Here is a 19,072-nt window from a genome sequence, read left to right as displayed (position 1 = left end):
GCGACGGAGGTGACGGAGCGGCACAATGGGCCGGGTCAGCGCCGTCCGGCAGGAGTGCGTGTGCCCGTACCGATCATCGTCGACTGCGACCCCGGACACGACGACGCCCTCGCGATCATGCTCGCGGCGGGTGACCCCGCGGTCGACCTGCTGGCGATCACCACCGTCGCGGGCAATCAGACGCTCGCGAAGACCACCCTGAACGCGCGCCGGGTCTGCACGGTCGCGGGCATCACCGGTGTGCCCGTCGCCGCCGGCTGCGCCCGGCCGCTGGTCCAGGCGCTGCACGTGGCGGACGACGTGCACGGCGCGTCCGGCCTGGACGGGCCGCGCTTCCCCGAACCCACCGTGGACGTGGTCGCCGAGCACGCGGTGGACCTCATGTACCGGATCCTGGCCCGGCACCCGGAGCCGGTCACCCTGGTCCCGACGGCGCCGTTGACCAACATCGCCCTGCTGCTCACCCGCCATCCCGACGCCGCCCGCCGCATCCGGGAGATCGTCCTCATGGGCGGCTCGACGGAGCGGGGCAACCGGAGCCCGGCGGCCGAGTTCAACATCCAGGCGGACCCGGAAGCCGCCGACATCGTCTTCCGCAGCGGGGTCCCGCTCACCATGTGCGGCCTCAACGTCACGCACCAGGCGCTCGCCACACCCGAGATCGTCGCCCGATTCGAGCGGCTGGGCACCGAACTGGGCCAGGTCTGCGTCGAGTTGCTGACCTTCTTCGCGTCCACCTACCGCACGCTCTGGGGGTTCCAGGACCCGCCGCTACACGATCCGGTCGCGGTCGCCCGGGTGCTCGACCCGGGCATCGTCCACTGCGTGGACGCGAACGTGGTCGTCGAGCTGCAGGGCCGCTACACACGGGGCGCCACCGTCGTGGACCTGCACCGGTACACGGGCCGACCGGTGAACGCCCAGGTTGCGCTCACCCTGGACTCCGGCGCGTTCTGGGACCGGATGGTCGGCGCGGTGAAGGCCCTCGGTGACCGTACGCCCGCGTGAGTCCGGTGCCGGAAACCGATCGGGGCCTCGGTCAACCGGCGGGTACGGTTCGCCTCATGGACGTTTCCACCACCACTGCTACCGCTGCTGCCGACGATGAGAACACCGCGCGCCGCACGGCCCTCAAGGCCACCGCACGCCAACTGCTCGTGAAACTGGGCGCCGGAGGGCTGTCCCTGGATGCCGTCGCCGAGGGCAGCGGGCTCGCCCTCGCCGACGTGGAGGGCGTTTTCCCGCACCGGGACGACCTGTTGACCGCGCTCGTGATCGACGCGTACGAGGAGTCCGCGGCCGCGATGGAGGAGGCCGACCGCGGCGCGGGCGCCACCGGCGCGACGGCCGGGGCCCGGCTCCTCGCCGTGACGCGCGCCCTGCGGAAGTGGGCCTTCGACAACTCCGAGCAATTCACGCTGATCTACGGTTCGCCCGTACCCGGCTACCACGCCCCGCAGGACACCGTCCCGGCCGCCACGCGCACCCCCGCGGTACTGGCCGGCATCGTGCGCTCCGCCCTGGCCGCCGGTGAACTCACCCCGCCGCGAAGTGCGGTGCCCGGTCCGCCCCTGCTCCTGCCCGAGGCGGTGCAGCTCTTCGGCGGTACGCCCGAGGAACCCTTCTCGGACCTGATCGAGCGCGGCATGGTGCTGTGGAGCAATCTGGTCGGGCTCCTGGTGTTCCAGGTCTTCAGCCGCACCCACGACAGCGTCCGGGACGAGGCCGCGTACTTCGACTTCGCGATCGCCGTGGCGGCCGAGAGCATCGGGCTGACCGTCCCCCTGGACGGGGCGGCGGACCGCTGACACGGCCCGCACGGGACCCTGCGGGCGCGCAGCGGTCCGGGCCGGCCCCCATCCCCCGGGGGCCGGCCCGGACCAGGCCGAAGCGGCCGGCAACTCACTCGGCTACCCCCGTGAAGCAAAGTTAGCTGCCAGCTATCGACGCGTCCACGGTGGCGGACTTACGCCCGATTGTCAACTGACCGCTAATCTGCAAAACTGGAAAATAGCTGTGAGCAATTCCTAGGGGTGGGGGGAGGGAGATGCGCAGTGTCCGGTACTGACGACCGACCCGTGCTGGCAGTGCGCCTGGACGACCTCTTCAAGACGGTCCGCCCCCGGGGAAGGCAGTGGACCAACGCCGAGGTGGCCGAGGAGCTGAAGCGGGCCAACCCCGACATCAAGGCCGGCGGCGTGTACTTGTCGCAGCTGCGGACGGGCAAGCGCTCCAACCCCTCGCCGGACCTGCTGGCCGCCCTCGCCCGTTTCTTCGGGGTATCGGTCGCCTACTTCTTCGACGACGAGGTGGCCGAATCCGTGCTCGACGAGGCCGCCGTCGTCGAGGTCCTGCGTCAGGCCGGCGTGCGTTCCGTGGCGATGCGCGCGGCCGGTATGAAGAAGGAACACCTCCTGGCCATCACGGCGATCATGGACCAGTACCGGCAGATGCAAGGGCTCCCTCCAGTCACGGACCCCGCAGACCCCACGGAACCGGCGGGCCCCGCAGACCCCGAGTGACCAGGACCGCCGCCGCGGCCGACGCCCGGGGGCGCCACGAAGGACCACGGCCAACACCGGCGGCACATGCGGATGGGCCATCCAGTTAGCATGGCCCCATGACGACGACGCCCCTGCGCAAGGACGCGGCCCGCAACTGGGAGCAGATCGTCGCCGTGGCCCGCGATCTGGTGGACCAGGGCACGGCGCTGCAGCTCAACGACGTCGCCCGCCGCGCCGGACTCGGCGTCGGCACGGTCTACCGCCACTTCGCCACGCCCGAAGCCCTGCTGGAGACCGTGGCCACCCCCTGCCTGGAGGGCCTGACCGCGTACGGCGAGCGGGCGCTGGCCGACCCCGATCCCTGGGGTGCGCTGGAGGGCTTCCTCTCCCGCACCCTCGAAGCGCAGGTGACCGACGCCTCCCTGGCCCCGGTCACGGCCGCGGCCGAAGACGCCCTGCCGCGGACCACGGAACTCAAGGCGGCGCTGTGGTCGGCAGGCCGGGTCCTGCTCGACCGGGCCCGTGCGGCCGGGGCCGTCCGCCCGGATCTGGCCCCGGGCGATCTGGTCCCGCTCATGTGCGGCATCGCCTACGCCGTGGACGTCCACGGCGGCGCTCCCGCTGACCGGATCGACACCGCCCGGCGCTACCTCGCCACGCTGCTCACCGGCCTGCGCGCGACCACCATGCCGCCGAGCGCCTGATCCGATCCGACCGGGCGGTGCGTGCCGTGCGAGGGTGCGAGCGGCACGCGGCCAAAGGCCCGCGTACACAAGCCAGTTCGGTGAATCCTCTGGTCTCCCTGTCCGCCTGCCTGCCAGTGTTCGTCCGGACGGACGACTGGGAGGGGTTGGGATGCGCATCACCGGATCGACGGTTCTGCTGACCGGAGTCACGGGCGGCATAGGCCGCACGCTGGCCCGTACGCTCGCCGCGAAGGGCGCGCGGCTCGTGGTGACCGGGCGGCGCGAGGACGCGCTCAAGGCCGTGGCCGACGAGCTCGGCGCCCGGGCCGTCCTCGCCGATCTCGCCGACGCCGCCGATGTAGAACGGCTGGCGGCGCAGTGCCCGGACACCGACGTCCTCATCGCCAACGCGGCCCTCCCGTCGAGCGGCGATCTGCTCGACTACACCCCGGAGCAGATCGACCGGGCCCTCGCCGTGAACCTGCGGGCACCGGTCATGCTGGCCCGCCTGCTCGCGCCCCGCATGGTCGGCGCGGGACGGGGTCACATCGCGCTGATCGGCTCCGTCTCCGGGAAGGCCGCCACCAAGTCGTCCTCGTTGTACGACGCGACGAAGTTCGGTCTGCGCGGTTTCGCGCTGGCGTTCCGTCAGGACCTGCGCGGCACGGGCGTGGGCGTGTCCGTCATCCAGCCGGGGTTCGTCCGCGATGCGGGCATGCACGCCGCGACCGGCGCCAGGACCCCCGGCGGAGCGCGGACGTCCTCACCGGATCAGGTGGCGCGGGGGGTGATCCGGGCCATCGAGCGCAATCTGTGCGAAGTCAACATCGCTCCACCCGAGATGAAGGTGCTGATCGCGATCGCCGGGCAGTTCCCCGCCCTCTCGGAGTGGGTGCAGAGCCGCGCCGGGGTGGACGACACGGTGCGGGAGATCGTCGAGGCCCAGAAGAAGAGCCGCTGACCGGCAGGCCCCCCGCGGAGCCCCCGCCCCCCGCTCATGCCGTGTCCGCGAGGGCGACCTCCCTCGCCTCGCCGCGCACCGTGACCGCGCCGGCGTCGACCGAGATTCCGGACGGGACGAGGCCGAGCGGCAGCTCCGGTATTTTGCGTTCCGCCGCCCTGAGCGCGGCGGCGATCTGCGGATTGCCCGGGTCGAGCGGGCGACCGCCCAAGGACGCCGCAGCCGGTTCGAGCGTGACGGTGTCGCCGGTCAGCTTCAGCGCGGCGGTGACGACCAGCGGGACTCCCATGAAGGAGCGGGTGATCTCCAGCCGTCCGTCCCGCCCGGTCAGCCGGACCCCGGCACCGCGCTTGGCCGCGAGCGCGTCGAGCGGGACCTTGAACTGCCCCCGCGCCGTCGCCGCCGCGTACCCGCCCGCCGTCCTGGAGACCTCGCGCAGGTCGAGGGAGGCGGTGACGGGCAGTCCGTCGTCCGTCCTCGCCCGGCCCTCGACCTCCACCTCCGGGTAGTTGCCCGCCGCCGCGTTCCACAGGAACGGGAAGCCGTCGATCGAGACGTCCGGCGCCCCCACCAGGGCGCTCTGCCGCGCGGCGATCCGGCCGGCCATCCGGTCCTCGGCGACGCCGGCCGCCACGCGGTCGGCGAGTACGAGCACGGCGAGCAGGGCGCACGCTCCGGCGAGCGCCCACCGCCGGGTGCGGCCCGGGCGGCCCGGGCGGCGTGGGCCGCGCGCGGCGGCGGCGCGTACGGCGCCTCCGCGTACGCCGCCTCCTCGTACGGCGCCCTTCGCGCGGGCGTCGGGCCGGGCGGTGCGGTGGTTCATGTGTTCCTCACGGGTTCGGGGACGGAAGAGGTACGGGCGAGGTCCTCTCCACCGCCTTCGATGTGCATCTGCGGCAGCAGCCGGTCGAGCCATCGCGGAAGCCACCAGTTGGCCCTGCCGAGCAGGACCATCGTGGTGGGGACCAGGAGTCCGCGGACGACGGTGGCGTCGAGCGCGACCGCGGTAGCGAGGCCGATCCCGAACATCTTCACGACGGGGTCGTCCCACAGGAGGTAGCCGAGGAAGACGCACACCATGATCAGCGCGGCGGAGGTGATGATCCTGCCGGTCCTCGCCAGGCCGGTGATCACCGCCCCACGGTTGTCCCCGCTCGCCAGCCAGGCCTCGCGGACGGCGCTCAGCAGGAAGACCTCGTAGTCCATGGAGAGCCCGAACAGGACCGCGAACATGAGCAGCGGTACGTACCCGGGAACGGGTACCGGCCCGCCGAGGCCGAGCGGCGCCGCTCCCCAGCCCCACGGGAACAGCGCGGTGAGCACTCCGTACGCGGCGGCCACCGAGAGGAGGTTGAGCACGGCCGCCTTCGCGGCGACGAGCGGGGAGCGGAAGGCCAGCAGCAGGAGCAGTCCGGCGATGGCGAGGACGACCCCGATGACGGCGGGCAGGCGCTGCGCGAGCCGGTCGTTGAGGTCCAGCTGGGTGGCGGGGATGCCGCCCACGTGTGCTTCCTGGCCGGTGTCCTTCGCGACGGCGGGGAGGGTGCCGGCGCGCAGCCGGTCCACCAGGGCCGCGGTGCGCGGATCGCCGGGCGCCGTGGTGGGGGTGACCTGCCAGCGTACGGTCCTGCCGTCGCGGCTGAGCTGGGCGGGCGAGACCGCGGCGACGCCGCTGGTGTCCTCCAGTGCCCGGCCCACGGCCGTAACGGCCGGGTCCGCCGGTCCGGACGCGGGCCCCGGCAGCGTACCGATCACCTGGAGGGGTCCGTTGACGCCCGGGCCGAAGGCGGAGGCGAGCCGGTCGTACGCCGTACGCCCGGCGGTGCCCGGGGACTTGTCCCCGCCGTCGAGCTGCCCGAACGACAGCTGGGACGCGGCGAGCGCCGGCAGGACGAAGAAGGCCAGGCCCGCGAGCAGGTACCGCCACGGCCGGTCGGCCACGTGCCGGGCGATGCGCGCCCAGCCGCGGACGGGCAGCGCCTGCGGCCCGTCCGCCGCACCCGGGGCGGCGGACGGGGCACCCGGCACGGGGGCCAGGCGCCGGCCCAGCAGGGCGAACAGCGCGGGGAGCAGGGTGAGGGTGGCGGCCATGGCGACCAGGACGGCGATACCGGGCGCGAGGGCCAGCGCGCGGAGCAGCGGCAGGCCACCGAGGGCCAGGCCGGCGAGGGCGGCGATGACCGCCGTACCGGCGAAGGCGACGGCCTTGCCCGAGGCGCCGATCGTGAGGGCGGCCGCCTCCTCGACCGGCTTCCCGGTGGCGAGCAGTTCACGGAAGCGGGTGAGGCAGAAGAGGCTGTAGTCGATGCCCACACCGAGCCCGATCATCGCCGCGATGGTGGCGCCGGAGGACGGCATGTCCGTCACGTGGCCGGCCAGGCCGATCACTTCGAGCGAGATGCCGAGGCCGACGACGGCCGTGGCCAGCGGTACGGCGGCCGCGATCGGCTTGCGGAACCCGAGGTAGAGGACGGCGAAGGCGGCGACGAGCCCGATGACCTCGCTGCGCCGCGTGGACTTCTTGTCCGCCGCCTCGGCGAGGTTGCCGCCGGGGGTGACCTCGATCCCGGCCGCTTCGGCCGGTGCGGCGGCGGCCATGAGGTCGTGGACGACGGCGGCGGTGATGTCCCGCCCCGCCAGGTCCAGTTCCACGGCGAGGTAGGCGGTGTGCCCGTCGGCTGCGAGGGCCGCCCCGCCGGCCGGCTCGTACGGGGTGGTGACGGCGACCACGTGGTCGCGGGCGGCGAGGGAGCGGGCCGTCCGCTCGACGGCTTCGCGTGCGCGGTCCGAGGTGAGGAGCGGACCGTCGGCCGGCGTGTGCAGGACCAGGGGCTGGCGCCCGGAGGCGGAGTCCGCGAACGCTCGCGCGGCGTCGTGGGCGGCCTGGCTGTCGCTGCCGGGTATGGAGACCGTCTCGGTCGTGGCGGTGCCGAGCACGCCCACCGCGGCCACCAGGCCCGCTAGCAGCAGGAGCCAGGCGGTGATCACCCGCTTCGGCCGCCGGGCGCACCAGCGCCCCAGGGTGACGAACATGCGTACGGGATCCCCCTCGTGCGGTGCGGCGTGTTTCCGTCATCATTGCACTACGAGTGCAATTAAATCAACGCGCGCTCCCGCTCGCCGCGGCGCGCGGCGGGGCAGCGGGCGGCAGGCGGCGCGGGCGGGCAGCGGGCGGCGCGGGGCGGCGGACGCTCCGCCCCCATTTGCGACAATGGCGGCGAGCGGAACCGGGAGGGGTCAACGTGGAGCAGTCGGCGGCGGGACGGCCGGAGGAACGACGCGCGGACGGCCGCGCCGAGCGCAGCCGGCTGTCCCGGGTGAAGATCGCCGACGCGGTGCTGTCCCTGCTCGACGAGGGCGAGTCCCAATTCCCCGCCGACCGCGTCGCGGAACGCGCCGGCGTCTCGCGCCGCCTGGTCTTCCACCATTACGCCGACATGTCCCAGCTGGTGGAGACGGCCATCGCGCGGCGCCTGGAGCAGCTCATGGAGCAGACCAGGCCCCTGCCGACCGACGGCCCGCGGGCCGCACGGGTCGCCGCGCTCACGGAACAGCGCTCACGGATCCTGGAGTGGATCACCCCGGCCCAGCTGGCCCTGATGCGGCTGGAACAGAACGGGGACCGGATCAGGGAGGTCACTCGGCAGGTCCTGGACTTCGCCCGGGGCCGGTTGGCCGAGGTCTTCGGCGAGGAACTCGACCGGCTGCCCACCGAGCGCAGGACCGAGGTGCTCCACGGCCTGGACGCGGTGACCACCTGGGGCGCCTGGTACCACTGGCGCAGCAGCGGCCTGAGCGTCGAGGCCGCCACCCGGACGATGGCGACGGCCGTACACGCCCTCCTGGCCAGTACGGATCCCGCCGGGCCGGCCGACCGGCCGTAGGGCGCCCCGCCCCGCCCCGCAGGACACGGTCTAGTGCGCGTCCACCCCGGACAGCACCCGGCGGCCCGAGGGCTCGGAGCGCCGGTCCGGCGCACCGCCCCCACCCCGGGAGAGCCACCGGTGCAGGGCGGGGCCGCCCGCCGCGATGCCCGCGAACAGGACCACGGCGGTGATCAGGCTCGGCTCCGAGACCCACGGGCCGAGCAGCTGATCCAGCAGCAGGGCCGCCGCTACCAGCAGCACCTTCCCCGCCAGCAGGCCGGAGTGCAGACGGCGGTGGACCGGCCGGCCGAGGCGCGCCCGGCGGCGGTGTGCCAGCGACATCAGGACCGCGGCGCACACGACGAGCACCAGGAGGCGCAGCGCGTGCTCCCAGGCCGGGGTGCCCGAGCCCCAGGCCCAGATCCCGCCCATGACGGCCCCCGCGACCACGTAGATCCGGCGCTCGGCCATGACTGCCTCCTGATCCGACAGGGTTGCCACACCAAACAACTTGCACTTCGAGTGTCATAACTTCGGGCGAATCCGTCAAGCCCGGCTGCTTTCGGACCGCGAGAGGGGTTCGACTAGGGTCGGCAGCACAGCGCGACCACGTATCCCCATCGACCAGAGGAGCAGCCGTGAACCGGCCGGCGTCCACCGTCCTGCAGCAGGAGATCGCCCGGGAACTCGGGGTGTCGGAGACCTTCGACGCACACGAGGAGATCGAGCGCCGGGTGGCCTTCCTGGCGGAGCGGCTCACCTCCACCGGCCTGCGCTCCCTGGTCCTCGGCATCAGCGGCGGGGTGGACTCCACCACCGCCGGACGGCTCTGCCAGCTCGCCGTGGAGCGGGCCCGCGAGGCCGGTCACGAGGCGACGTTCTACGCGATGCGGCTGCCGTACGGGGTCCAGGCCGACGAGAAGGACGCCCAGCTGGCGCTCGGCTTCATCCAGGCGGACCGGGTGCTGACGGTGGACGTCAAGCCCGCCAGCGACGCCGCGCTGGAGGCCTCCCTCGCCGGCGGCACCGTCTTCCGCGACGCCCACCACCAGGACTTCGTCCAGGGCAACATCAAGGCCCGCCAGCGCATGATCGCCCAGTACGCGGTGGCCGGCGCCCACGACGGACTGGTCGTCGGTACCGACCACGCGGCCGAGGCCGTGTCCGGCTTCTTCACGAAGTTCGGCGACGGTGCGGCCGACCTGGTCCCGCTCACCGGCCTGACCAAGCGCCGGGTGCGCGCCGTGGCCGACGTCCTGGGCGCCCCCGCCGAGCTGGTCTGGAAGACCCCCACCGCGGATCTGGAGACCCTGGACCCGGGCAAGGCCGACGAGGACGCCCTGGGTGTCACGTACGACGACATCGACGACTTCCTGGAGGGCAAGCCGGTCGACGAGCGGGCCTTCGACACGATCGTCCGCCGCTACCGCCAGACCGAGCACAAGCGCCGGCTCCCGATCGCGCCGTGACGCCGCGCCGGGTCCGGCGCGGCGTCGCGGTGGGCTGGATCGCCCTCGTCCTGGCCGGCGCCGCGTACACGCTGTACCTGGACGACTCGACGAGCGCCCCACGGGGGCCGCAGCACTGGGAACGGGCACCGGCCCCGCCGACGAGCCGGTCCCGTGCCCCACGCAGAGCGACGGAAGCGTGGCCCCCACGGCGAGCGGCTGCACCTACTGGCGGCGCAGCTGAGGGCTGTCCCGTACGCCGCGCGCCCGTCGGGGATCACGGGACGGTCTTGGGCTTGAGGAAGTACGTCGGGGCTCGGGGAGTGGCGGTGTCGAGCCTGGGCAGGTGAGCGTCATGGGCAGGGGCCGTGCGATGCGTGGACGCCGGGTCCGTCGGGCGGGCGCGCCGGCGGCGGTGGCGCTGCTGCTGGCCGCGCTGTGCGCGAGTACCGGCTCCGCTTCCCCCTCCTCACGCGCGGACTTCGATCCCGCCACCGTGCGGAGACTGGACGCGGCGATCACGAAGGTCATGGAGCAGACCGGCATGCCCGGCCTCGACATCGGTCTGTGGATACCGGGCCGCGGCGTGTACGAGAAGTCCTTCGGCGTCGCGGAGCGGCAGACCGGCACCCCCATGAAGTCCGACCACTACACAAGGGTCGGCAGCGTCACCAAGACCTTCACCGTCACCGGCGTCCTCCAGCTGGTCGGCCAGGGCAAGGTCGGCCTCGACGACCCCATATCCCGGTACGTCCCCGGCGTCCCCGGCGGGGACGCCATCACCGTGCGGCAACTGGCGGACATGCGCAGCGGCCTCTTCGACTACACGAAGGACGAGAAGTGGCTCGCGGGCCTGCGCGCCGACCCGCACCGCGCCTACACCCCGCGCCGGCTGGTGGACATCGGCTTCGGCCATCCCCCGAACGTCGAGCCCGGCGCCAAGTGGGAGTACAGCAACACGAACACCGTCCTGCTCGGCATGCTGGTCGAGAAGGTCAGCGGGCAGGGCCTGTCCGACTATCTCCGGGAGCACGTGTTCGCCCCGCTGAAGCTGACCGACACCTCCCTGCCCGGCGACGGCGCCATGCCCGATCCGCACGCCCACGGGTACACGGACTTCACTCCGAAGGGCACCGTCGCCGACGCCACGAACTGGAACCCCTCCTGGGCCTGGGCGGCGGGCGGGGTCGTCTCCGACCTCGACGATCTGCACACGTGGGCACCGGCGCTCGCGGACGGCCGGCTGCTGACCCCCAAGACGCAGGCCGAACGGCTGCGGACGCTTCCGGTCGGGGTCGTCCCCGGCGCCTCGTACGGCCTCGGCATCCTCGACTTCAACGGCTGGCTCGGCCACAACGGGGAACTGCCCGGCTACGAGACCATCGCCGCCCAGCTCCCCGCCGAGAAGGCCACGCTGGTGGTGCTCGTCAACAGCGACATCGACCACCAGGGCAAGAACCTGTCCAGCCTGATCGGGAACGCCGTCACGTCCATCGTGACCCCCGACCACCTCTGGCCCGCGCCGGTGGCCACCGAGGCCAAGTAGTCCCCGGTCACGGTCCGTCGAAGACCGCGTGTGACCATGGCCTCCCTCGGCACACGCACATCAGCACCGCCGCATTTCATGGGGGGACCATGCGCACCCGTACCACCACCGTCTCCACGGGCCTCGCCGCCGTACTCGCGGCGGTGCTCGTCCTGACCGGCTGCACCGCGTCCGGCGGGAACCCGAAGGGCACGGGCGCCGGCAGCGCGGCGGCGCCCGCTCCGGTGGCGCCCGGCGGTGGCTCCGCGTACGAGGGCCCGCGGCCGCAGGACCAGAACCTCCTCGCGTGGACCGGCGACCCCAACGACGCGGGGCACGTGACCGCCCAGTCCGCCGCCGGCGTGGCCGGACGGGTCACCCTGGTACGGATCGTGCTGCGCGAGCAGATCACCTGGTCCAACATCTGGCTCGGGCTGGCCGGCATCGACCCCGGCGCCCAGCTCTCCCAGAACTACCTCGGCGTGTACGACGCGAGCGGCACCCTGCGCGCGTCCACGGCGGACGTCTCCCCGCAGCTGATGACCGACGCGGTCGCCAAGCCGTTCCCCCTCGCCAAGCCCTTCACGGCCGCCCCGGGCACGTACTTCATCGCCCTCCTCCTCAACGGCACCTGGGCCACCAACGCCCTCACCCTCAAGTCGACGGGCGCCGGAATCTCGGTGAACGCCGGCCTGACCCCGCCGAACCTGCGCTACAGCACCGTCCTGACGGGCCAGACCTCCCTGCCGGCCACCGTGAACCTCGCCGAGCAGTCCACCAGCACCATCAACACCGGCTGGGCCAGCCAGTGGTACGCCGTCTCTTGATCCCGGCCCGGCCCGCGGCGCGTCCCAGCGGGTGCGGGGCACGGCAGGATGAGCGAAGCTGGGGACGGCTGTAGCCACGAGGCGGACCAGAGAACAGAGCCGGACCGCCGATGCGAGGAGGGCCGCGTGGACGCTTCACGAGTCGACGCTTCACGAATCGGCGGGCGCGCTCCCGCGACCTCGACCCGGATCCCCGTGCGGGTGCGGGTGCGGACGGCCACGCTGCTGTGCGCGGCCGCGGCCCTGGCGGCCGGCGCCGCCGTGCCCGCCGCCGTACCCGCTGCCGCGCAGACGGCCCGCGCCCCCATGGATCCGAGCCCGGTCGTGGTCGTCGACTGCTTCTCCCAGGCCCAGGTGCGCCCCCGGGAGTACCTGCTGGCCTGCGGAGACGGGAACAACCGTCTCGTCAGGCTGCGCTGGGACAGCTGGGGGCAGCGGACCGCGACGGCGACGGGCACGGACATGGTGAACGACTGCACCCCGTACTGCGCGGCGGGCAAATTCCGCGCGTACCCGGTGAGGGTGACCCTGAGCCACCCGCGGCCCTGGCCCGGCCACCCCGATGTCCAGCGCTACACCAGCATCCGGCTGCTGTACACGGACACCGCACCGCCGCCGGTCTCCAAGGACGTGACGTACAAGCTCGTCTACTGATCGGCGCGGTCGGCCTGTCCGCCCAGACGGGCGCTGATCAGGTAGGCGGCCTCCTCGGAGAGCCGGGCCCGCCGTTCCTCCTCCCGGGCGCGTTCGAGCTCCGCCCTCAGCGCCAGTTCGCTGCGCAGCACGGTCGCCCTCGGCACCGGGATCCGCTGCCCGGGTTTCTCGGTGAACGGCTGGAGCTCCGCCGCCGAGACCTGGGCGTCCTCCGAGGAGCCGCGGCGGAGGGACAGGAACACCCGGGCCAGCCAGTCGGCCGGGATCTGGACCATCAGATCAGTCATATCCGGGAAACGACGGGCCGCCCCCGCCGTGACTGCCGCTCCCCCGACCGGCTCAGTGGCCCTCCCCCGGGCCCGACGTGCCCGCGCCGGAAAGGTGTGTCCCGCATCGGCCCCGCATTGACCTGCGGCGTCGCGGGTCCTACCCGCGGAAGGCGGTCGCGCGAACGGTGGTGCCGCAGAGCGCGAACTCACTGCCGTCGCTCGGCGCCAGCTGGTACCGCCCGCCCGCGACGCCCACCACCATCGTCGGCGCGACGACGGGGTCGGAGCCGGAGGCGCAGTAGCCGTCCGCCTCACCGAGCACCGGGGTGAAGGTGAGCTGCGCCGAGGCGCGGCCCCCGGCCGCCAGCTGCACGGGACGAGCCTTGCCGACCCGGATCACCTGGAGCGGCTTGTTCTTGTCCGGCGAGCCCTGGCCCGCCAGCGCCACGGTCGGGAAGCCGTTCAGCACGCACGGCTTGGTCCCCTTGTTGGTCACCGTGACCCGTACCTGCGCGGCCCCGGTCGGCTGTGCACCGCCGGCCGCGATCTGGCTGCTCGTGCACGGGGCGGCGGGCGCCCGGCGCGGGCCCTCGCCGGTGGCGGCGGCCCCGGAGCCGGCCACGAGCGTGGCGGACACGAAGCCCGCCAGCAGGAGTACGGACGAGGCCTTGATCGCGACGCATCGCGTTGAGCGTTTCATGGGTGGTCCTCCACGGTTCGCCCCTCCCAGCGTCCCACCGACGGGCCGTGTCGGCGCGGGAGGCTCACGCGCCCGCGTGGAGATGGGCCGCCCACAGGAGCGGGGCCCGCCTGCGGTCGTGTCCGGGCGGCAGGTCGTGCCCGTCCCGGACCTGGCGCACGGCGGAGTGCAGGGCGCGCGCGGCCCGGTCGGGGTCGATGGACCCCGAGTCCGTCCTGAGGCCCTCGTAGAAGGCCCGCGCGATGCGCACCGCGATCGGGTCGTCGATCTCCCACAGGGTGCCGATGGCGTGGGGGAAGCCGGCGAGCTGGAACGCGGACGTGAGGTGGATGGCCTCGTCGAACAGGCCGGCGGTGTCGATGGCCGCCGTCCGGCAGGCGGACAGGTAGGCCAGCTTGGGGTGGTCGAGGGCGACCGGGGCCAGGCTCCCCACGGTGAGCGGGGCGACCGCGTGGTCGTGGAGCAGCAGCCGGCTCCGCGCGGGGTCGGCGGGGTCGCTCGTGCCGTGGCAGGCGAAGTGCGCGACGGCGCAGCGGGGCAGGTGCGCCAGTACGTTGGCCTTCGTCGGGGCGGCGTCCCCTTCGGCGCCGACCTGCTCCCTGAGCACGACGCGATCGGGGAAGAGGTCCGCCGGCACGGCGGCCTCGGCGTCGGCGAAGCGCAGCCGGCCCCCGCCGGGCAGCCCGGGCGTGGTCGGCATGGCGACGATCAGCGCCCGCTCGGTGGCGGCCGCGCCCGCACGGCCGCCGGGGGTGCGTCCGCGGGCGCGGCGCAACGCTCGTACGGTCGGGGTGTAGGAGGAGACGACCCGGTCCATCACGGTGCGCCGGTACGGGTCCTGCGGCGCGTCGGCGTGATGGCCGGCGGCGTGCAGCGGAAGAAGTCCCAGCAGCCCGCCCGGCGCCCACCAGACGCGCGGCAGCTCGGCCTCCGCTTCGGGCGGGGGCGGGCCCTTGTACCCCAGGACGTCCAGCACGGGTCCGGCGGCCGCGTCCCACAGCCACTCCAGGACGTCGACGAGTACGGCCTGCGCCTGTTCCCGCTCCACGGGGTCCGCCGCCCTCGACGCCGTGTGCTGCGCCTGCCGGAAGGCGTTGGTCCGCGCGACCACCGTGGCCCGGCCGAGGCCGGGGAGCGGGAGGCCGGTGAGACCCTCGGCCGTGAGCAGCAGGGCGTCGCTGCGGAGGCCGCTGACGTTGAAGACCACGATCGGCCCGTGGGAGGCCTCGGCCCTGAGCTCGCCGACGGTGGGCGGCAGGGCGAAGGAGGCGAAGCCGTCCAGGTCGCGGATCTCGGCCAGGAGTGCGGTGAACTCCTGCGCCGACCGGTGCCGGTCGTACGTCGGCCCGTCGAGGCCGTCGAGGCCGTCGCGCAACTCGGTGAACCGGCGCGCCAGTTCGGGGTGGCGTTCGCGCAGGTCGGTCAGATCGCCGCGGTTGTCCGGCGCCTGGCCGAACATGACGGCGCGGCCCACCTCCAGCAGACCCAGGGCGCGCTCCGCCCGCCCGTGCGCGGTGCCGCCCGGGGCCGCGAGCACGAAAGCGGCGGCGGAGGCGACCAGGCCCGCCATGTCGCCGATCGCGTCCCGCCGGTCGTGGCGCTCCAGGCGGCATCCGGTCATCTGCGGCATCAGGCGCACGGCTTCGTCCGCCGCCCGCGCCGCGCGCTCCGCCTCGCCCGACTTCGCCAGCAGACGGGCCGCGGCCATTCCCGCCCGGATCCGGACGGACGCCGTCGACGACGCGTGCGCCGCAGCCGCCGACCAGGCGGTGACCGCCGCGTCCCGGTCCGCCGGGTCGCCGCACCGGTCGTACCGTACGAGCAGCGCGTCCCCGAGGTCGTTCAGGTAGACGGCGCGCTCGGGGTGGTCGGAGGGAACGGCCTCCACCGCCAGGCGCCCCGTTTCGACGGCGCCGTCCGCGTCCGCCGCCAGGCCGGTCCGGACGTACCGGGCCCGGAGCGCGGCGCCGAGGCCCGACAGCGTCACGACGCGACCGGGGTGTCCTTCGGGCATCGTCGCCACCGCGCGCCGGCCGGCCTCCACGGCGGCGTCCGCGTCCTCGATGGCGCCGGTCCGTTCGAAGCGCAGCCGCAGTACGCTCCCTAAGTCGCAGAGCGTCGTGACGAGGCCCGAGGGGTCCTCGGGGAACGCCGAGGGCGTGGACACCGCTTCCCGGTACCGCGCGACGGCGCCGTCCAGGTCCGGCAGTGCTCCGGCTCTTCCGTAGCGGGCGCGCAGGGCGCTCCCGGATCCGGTCAGGACGAGCGCCCGGTAGGGGCCGTCTTCGGGGGTCCCCCGCTCCGCCTCCTCCAGCAGGGCGACGGCCCTGTCTACGTCCTCCATCGCTCCGGTCCGCTGGAAGCGGGCGCCCAGCGCGTCGCCGAGGTTGTAGAGGTACATGGCGCGGTGCGCGGGCTCCTCGGGGGCCGCGGACAACGCCTCCTCGAAGCGGTCGATCGCGGTGTCGAGGTCGGCCTGCGGACCCCCCTCGCGCCATGCGATCCGCAGTACGTTGGCCAGGGCGGTCAGGTGGAGGGCGCGGTGGGGATGACCGGCGGGCACGTGGTCCGCGATGCGCTGCCACAGCTCCGCCGCGCCGGCGAGCCGCACGGGGTCGCTCGACCGGCCCAACTCCTCGACCAGCGGAAGGGCGTGGCCGGCCGCGTTCACCGCGAGGACGGGCAGCAGCGGCTCCGGCAGATCCTCCTCGCCCGCGAGGAAGCACGCGGTGAGGGCCTGCACGGCGATCCGCAGGTCCGGTTGCCCCTGGTCCAGGTACCGGCCCCGCTCCCCTCCGGGGTCCGGGCCCGTCCGCAGGACCAGCGCCTGGTGGCGGAACCAGTGGAACCAGCCGAGCAGATGGCGAACGGCGAGGTCGTGCGCACCGGGCGGCAACTTCACCAGCCGCCGTGCTTCGCGCAGGGCCTCCGCCTCCCGTACCGGTGTCACGTCACCCGATCGCACAACACGCCGCAGCCGCGCCGCCGTTGCGTCCATCGCCGCCTTCGCGGCCGGTCGTACGGTGCGCTCAGGGTCCCCCGGATGGCTCACGTCGGGTGATGCTAGTCCTACGATCCGCTCACCGAAGGGTAGTTCCCCGGATACGCTCCGCGACAGCGGCGGCAGCGCGGCGAACGCGGACGCCGTCCGCACGCGACCGACGGGCCGTGGTCCGGCCGACGCGGACGCCGCCCCGGAGGCCCGCTCCTCGACGCCCGCGGGCTCGGCGGGCGCACCACGCGGCACGACCTCAGCGGCTCACCGTGGCGAGGCCGTGCGCCCCGCCCGAGTGGACGAAGTCCGTCAGGGAGACGGTGTAGTCGCCCTCGTCGGCGCGGTAGGCGGTGCAGTAGCGGGTGGGGTACCAGCCGGGGATCCGCCAGGAGGCCGGCTGCGGAACGGCCTCGCAGGTCCGGTGGGCGGGCGCCGTGCGGTGCCGCTGGAGGAAGTCCCGGGTGAGCATGGGTTCCATGAAGATGAGGTCGCCCGCGTACGCCCCGTAGATGAAGGTCTGGCCACTGAGCGTGCCCGTGGTCGGGGGGCGGCTGTCGAGGTGCGCGCCCATGGCGCCTTCCGCGGTCTGCGGGCTGCTCGCGGGGTAGCCCGCCGGGAGGTACGCGGCCGGGACGGGCTTTCCGGCGGCGGCCAGTTGGTCGCAGGCGATGAGCAGGGCGCAGCCGCCGGTCCTGATCGCCGCCCGGACCTTCCGGGGGACGAGGTAGAAGTGCACGTCGAAGTGGGCGACGTCGTAGCGGCCGTCCGGGTTGTGGCCGTGCGGGTTCCAGTTGAACAGCACCCACTGGAAGGGGACGCCGGCCGCGGCGGCGGGGGTGGCGGGCAGCGCGAGTTCGAGGCTGTGGCCGCCGACGCACTCGTGCATGCCGTCGAGGTGCCCGTCGCCGTCCGCGTCGTAGCAGTGCTTGCCGTCGGTGGCGGCGGAGACGGGCAGACCGGAGACGGCCGGGGCGGTCAGGGATATGCCGAGCGTCTTGGGGATCCCGCCCTGGTACTCGCCGTACGTACGGACCGTGCCGCCGCCGAGCCGGGCGGCGGGTCCGTACACGGAGCAGGCTGCGCTGCCGGTGTGCTCGCCGCAGGCGGGCGTACGCGCTGCCGAGCCGGAGGGCGGCGGCGGGGCCGGTGCCCGTCCGGTGGCGGACAGGAGGGCCGCCAGCAGTGCGGCGGAGCCGAGCGCGGCCGCGGCGGTGGAACGCATCCGGGAGGTGTTCATACGGCGACGCTCCATGAGGTGCGCGCGTTGAGCGCGGTGGCGTCCACGCCGGTGACCTGGCGGGTACAGGACTTGAGACCGTCCAGGCCGTCCTCGGGCAGGACGTGGCGGATGTCGTGGAAGCCGTCGGGGGCGAGGGCTTCCACCTGGCGGAGCACCGGGTCCGGTTCCAGCCGGCGGTGGGCCGCCAGGAGCTTCGCGGTCTGCGGCCGGCGGTCCGCCTCGTAGCGCGCCAGCGCCTCGGCGAGGCCGTGGTGGGCGAGTTCGTACGCCAGCACGCGTGCGTCGACCACCGCCTGCGAGGCGCCGTTGGAGCCGGTCGGGTACAGGGGGTGCGCGGCGTCGCCGAGCAGGACGACCCGGCCGTCGACCCAGGTGGGCAGCGGATCCCGGTCGATCATCGGGTAGCAGCCGATGCGGGGCGCAGCGGCGATGACGGCGTGGAGGTCGAGGAAGTCGCTGCGCCAGCCCTCGATGTGGGTGAGGACCTCTTCCGGGGGGACCGCGCGGTCCCAGTCGGCGCCGCGCGCCTCCTCCTCGCCGACGCCGTCTGCGGTGCGGCTTTCGACGACCCAGTTGAGCAGGCACCGGCCGCTCTCGTCGGGCCGGGTGACGGGGTAGGCCACGGCCTTCACCCGCGCGTTGCAGCCGAGGATGACCATCGTGCGTCCGTCGAGGAACGCGGGGCCCTCGGTCACCCCGCGCCACATGCGTATCCCGTTGCCGAGGGGCGGCCCTTCGTGCGGGTAGAGGGTGGCGCGTACCGCCGAGTTGATCCCGTCCGCGCCGATGAGCAGGTCGCAGGTGTACGGGCTCGGCCGATCGGCCACGTACGCCCGAACGGGGGGCCGGCCGCGCTCGGGGTGCTGGTCCTGCTCGTAGCGTATGAGCCGGTCGCCGGTGACGAGGGCCTCGGGGCCGAGGCGGTCCAGGACGGCGGTGAGCAGGATGTCCTGGAGGTCGGCCCGGTGCACGGAGTACTGCGGCCAGTTGTAGCCGGCGGCGCGGCCGCGGGGCTCGGACCAGATCAGGCCGCCGTAGCGGTGGTGGTACTCCAGCCGGGCGGTCGCCACGGCGGCTTCCTCCAGTGCGGGCGCCAGTCCGAGTTCGGTCAGCTCCCGGACGGCGGCGGGCTGGAGATTGATTCCCGCTCCGACGGCGCGCAGATTGGGGCACGCCTCCACGATGAGCACGTCGTCCAGCCCTGCCGCATGAAGGCTCAGGGCCGTCGTCAATCCGCCAATTCCGGCACCGGCTATGAGGATGCGCGGGGAATTCCTTCGGCCGTACGGAGACATGCCCTCTACCTCCTGGGAAAGACGCCTTCCGTTGGATGTGCGGCGTTGAAGCGGGTTTTCACAGCGCGGCGTTGTCCGAGAAATCTCGAAAGTGCAGGTCAG

General features: G+C 73.8%; 18 protein-coding genes. 10 read left to right on the top strand and 8 right to left on the bottom strand.

All coding sequences use genetic code 11. From position 1 onward, the window contains the following. The first annotated feature begins 60 nt into the window (after nucleotides 1-60). The 5 genes from CP980_RS31330 (at nucleotide 61) to CP980_RS31310 (ending at nucleotide 4,151) form a co-directional block, all read left to right on the top strand. On the top strand, nucleotides 61-1,008 hold the full coding sequence (locus CP980_RS31330; RefSeq protein ID WP_150529650.1) for a nucleoside hydrolase: 948 nt from the start codon (nucleotides 61-63) through the stop codon (nucleotides 1,006-1,008). A 56-nt stretch (nucleotides 1,009-1,064) separates the two neighbouring features. Then, on the top strand, nucleotides 1,065-1,808 hold the full coding sequence (locus CP980_RS31325; RefSeq protein ID WP_150529649.1) for a TetR-like C-terminal domain-containing protein: 744 nt from the start codon (nucleotides 1,065-1,067) through the stop codon (nucleotides 1,806-1,808). A gap of 246 nt (nucleotides 1,809-2,054) precedes the next feature. Then, complete coding sequence (locus CP980_RS31320) at nucleotides 2,055-2,522, top strand: helix-turn-helix domain-containing protein (RefSeq protein ID WP_150529648.1); 468 nt, start codon at nucleotides 2,055-2,057, stop codon at nucleotides 2,520-2,522. Between the two features lie 98 nt (nucleotides 2,523-2,620). Further along, nucleotides 2,621-3,208 carry a TetR/AcrR family transcriptional regulator gene (locus CP980_RS31315; protein WP_150529647.1) on the top strand — a complete coding sequence of 196 codons (588 nt, stop codon included), beginning with the start codon at nucleotides 2,621-2,623 and terminating at the stop codon, nucleotides 3,206-3,208. Between the two features lie 151 nt (nucleotides 3,209-3,359). After that, nucleotides 3,360-4,151, top strand: coding sequence for an SDR family NAD(P)-dependent oxidoreductase (locus tag CP980_RS31310; protein ID WP_132760032.1), 792 nt, complete (start codon nucleotides 3,360-3,362; stop codon nucleotides 4,149-4,151). A gap of 34 nt (nucleotides 4,152-4,185) precedes the next feature. Here the strand turns inward: CP980_RS31310 and CP980_RS31305 are convergent, their stop codons facing one another. Next, the gene (locus tag CP980_RS31305; protein ID WP_150529646.1) at nucleotides 4,186-4,974 is read right to left on the bottom strand and encodes an LmeA family phospholipid-binding protein; all 789 of its coding nucleotides are present in this window, start codon (nucleotides 4,972-4,974) and stop codon (nucleotides 4,186-4,188) included. Next, nucleotides 4,971-7,184, bottom strand: coding sequence for an MMPL family transporter (locus tag CP980_RS31300; protein WP_150529645.1), 2,214 nt, complete (start codon nucleotides 7,182-7,184; stop codon nucleotides 4,971-4,973). The genes CP980_RS31305 and CP980_RS31300 overlap by 4 nt, the downstream gene beginning before the upstream one ends. 209 nt (nucleotides 7,185-7,393) lie before the next feature. Here CP980_RS31300 and CP980_RS31295 point away from each other — a divergent pair, with 209 nt between their 5' ends. Then, nucleotides 7,394-8,035 carry a TetR/AcrR family transcriptional regulator gene (locus tag CP980_RS31295; protein ID WP_229907019.1) on the top strand — a complete coding sequence of 214 codons (642 nt, stop codon included), beginning with the start codon at nucleotides 7,394-7,396 and terminating at the stop codon, nucleotides 8,033-8,035. 30 nt (nucleotides 8,036-8,065) lie between these two features. Here the strand turns inward: CP980_RS31295 and CP980_RS31290 are convergent, their stop codons facing one another. After that, entirely contained in the window at nucleotides 8,066-8,488 is a 423-nt protein-coding gene (locus tag CP980_RS31290; protein WP_150529644.1) for a hypothetical protein, read from the bottom strand. A gap of 167 nt (nucleotides 8,489-8,655) precedes the next feature. On the opposite strand from CP980_RS31290, the gene nadE reads away from it, so the two are divergent. The 4 genes from nadE (at nucleotide 8,656) to CP980_RS31270 (ending at nucleotide 12,471) form a co-directional block, all read left to right on the top strand. Further along, nucleotides 8,656-9,486 (top strand): ammonia-dependent NAD(+) synthetase, encoded by an 831-nt coding sequence (gene nadE, locus CP980_RS31285; protein ID WP_132760027.1) that lies wholly within the window; start codon nucleotides 8,656-8,658, stop codon nucleotides 9,484-9,486. A 352-nt stretch (nucleotides 9,487-9,838) separates the two neighbouring features. After that, the gene (locus CP980_RS31280) at nucleotides 9,839-11,011 is read left to right on the top strand and encodes a serine hydrolase domain-containing protein (protein WP_150529643.1); all 1,173 of its coding nucleotides are present in this window, start codon (nucleotides 9,839-9,841) and stop codon (nucleotides 11,009-11,011) included. Between the two features lie 89 nt (nucleotides 11,012-11,100). Next, nucleotides 11,101-11,817 carry a hypothetical protein gene (locus CP980_RS31275; protein WP_150529642.1) on the top strand — a complete coding sequence of 239 codons (717 nt, stop codon included), beginning with the start codon at nucleotides 11,101-11,103 and terminating at the stop codon, nucleotides 11,815-11,817. A gap of 126 nt (nucleotides 11,818-11,943) precedes the next feature. Next, entirely contained in the window at nucleotides 11,944-12,471 is a 528-nt protein-coding gene (locus tag CP980_RS31270) for a hypothetical protein (protein ID WP_308439359.1), read from the top strand. On the opposite strand, the gene CP980_RS31265 is transcribed toward CP980_RS31270, so the two are convergent. The 5 genes from CP980_RS31265 to CP980_RS31245 form a co-directional block, all read right to left on the bottom strand. Beyond that, nucleotides 12,465-12,758 (bottom strand): hypothetical protein, encoded by a 294-nt coding sequence (locus tag CP980_RS31265; RefSeq protein WP_132760024.1) that lies wholly within the window; start codon nucleotides 12,756-12,758, stop codon nucleotides 12,465-12,467. The two genes, CP980_RS31270 and CP980_RS31265, sit on opposite strands and share 7 nt — an antisense overlap. A gap of 139 nt (nucleotides 12,759-12,897) precedes the next feature. Continuing rightward, nucleotides 12,898-13,440, bottom strand: a complete 543-nt coding sequence (locus CP980_RS31260; RefSeq protein WP_150529641.1) for a DUF4232 domain-containing protein — start codon at nucleotides 13,438-13,440, stop codon at nucleotides 12,898-12,900. 64 nt (nucleotides 13,441-13,504) lie between these two features. After that, nucleotides 13,505-16,390: a CHAT domain-containing protein gene (locus CP980_RS31255; RefSeq protein WP_150529640.1), complete on the bottom strand. Its 2,886-nt coding sequence runs from the start codon at nucleotides 16,388-16,390 to the stop codon at nucleotides 13,505-13,507. 301 nt (nucleotides 16,391-16,691) lie between these two features. Beyond that, nucleotides 16,692-17,672 carry a hypothetical protein gene (locus CP980_RS31250; RefSeq protein ID WP_132760021.1) on the bottom strand — a complete coding sequence of 327 codons (981 nt, stop codon included), beginning with the start codon at nucleotides 17,670-17,672 and terminating at the stop codon, nucleotides 16,692-16,694. Then, nucleotides 17,669-18,970 carry a flavin-dependent oxidoreductase gene (locus tag CP980_RS31245; RefSeq protein ID WP_150529639.1) on the bottom strand — a complete coding sequence of 434 codons (1,302 nt, stop codon included), beginning with the start codon at nucleotides 18,968-18,970 and terminating at the stop codon, nucleotides 17,669-17,671. The genes CP980_RS31250 and CP980_RS31245 overlap by 4 nt, the downstream gene beginning before the upstream one ends. Between the last annotated feature and the right edge of the window lie 102 nt (nucleotides 18,971-19,072).

Origin of the sequence: Streptomyces vinaceus (genome assembly GCF_008704935.1) — a bacterium.
Classification (GTDB): domain Bacteria; phylum Actinomycetota; class Actinomycetes; order Streptomycetales; family Streptomycetaceae; genus Streptomyces; species Streptomyces vinaceus.
Note: the sequence above shows the minus strand (reverse complement) of the source record. Positions and strands in the feature narration are given on the sequence as shown.

Coding starts and splice junctions, on each gene's coding strand:
- CP980_RS31300 (WP_150529645.1), bottom strand. CDS start 7,184: ATGTTCGTCACCCTGGGGCGCTGGTGCGCCCGGCGGCCGAAGCGGGTG.
- CP980_RS31290 (WP_150529644.1), bottom strand. CDS start 8,488: ATGGCCGAGCGCCGGATCTACGTGGTCGCGGGGGCCGTCATGGGCGGG.
- CP980_RS31260 (WP_150529641.1), bottom strand. CDS start 13,440: ATGAAACGCTCAACGCGATGCGTCGCGATCAAGGCCTCGTCCGTACTC.
- CP980_RS31265 (WP_132760024.1), bottom strand. CDS start 12,758: ATGACTGATCTGATGGTCCAGATCCCGGCCGACTGGCTGGCCCGGGTG.
- CP980_RS31325 (WP_150529649.1), top strand. CDS start 1,065: ATGGACGTTTCCACCACCACTGCTACCGCTGCTGCCGACGATGAGAAC.
- CP980_RS31275 (WP_150529642.1), top strand. CDS start 11,101: ATGCGCACCCGTACCACCACCGTCTCCACGGGCCTCGCCGCCGTACTC.
- CP980_RS31245 (WP_150529639.1), bottom strand. CDS start 18,970: ATGTCTCCGTACGGCCGAAGGAATTCCCCGCGCATCCTCATAGCCGGT.
- CP980_RS31280 (WP_150529643.1), top strand. CDS start 9,839: ATGCGTGGACGCCGGGTCCGTCGGGCGGGCGCGCCGGCGGCGGTGGCG.
- CP980_RS31315 (WP_150529647.1), top strand. CDS start 2,621: ATGACGACGACGCCCCTGCGCAAGGACGCGGCCCGCAACTGGGAGCAG.
- CP980_RS31310 (WP_132760032.1), top strand. CDS start 3,360: ATGCGCATCACCGGATCGACGGTTCTGCTGACCGGAGTCACGGGCGGC.
- CP980_RS31305 (WP_150529646.1), bottom strand. CDS start 4,974: ATGAACCACCGCACCGCCCGGCCCGACGCCCGCGCGAAGGGCGCCGTA.
- CP980_RS31250 (WP_132760021.1), bottom strand. CDS start 17,672: ATGAACACCTCCCGGATGCGTTCCACCGCCGCGGCCGCGCTCGGCTCC.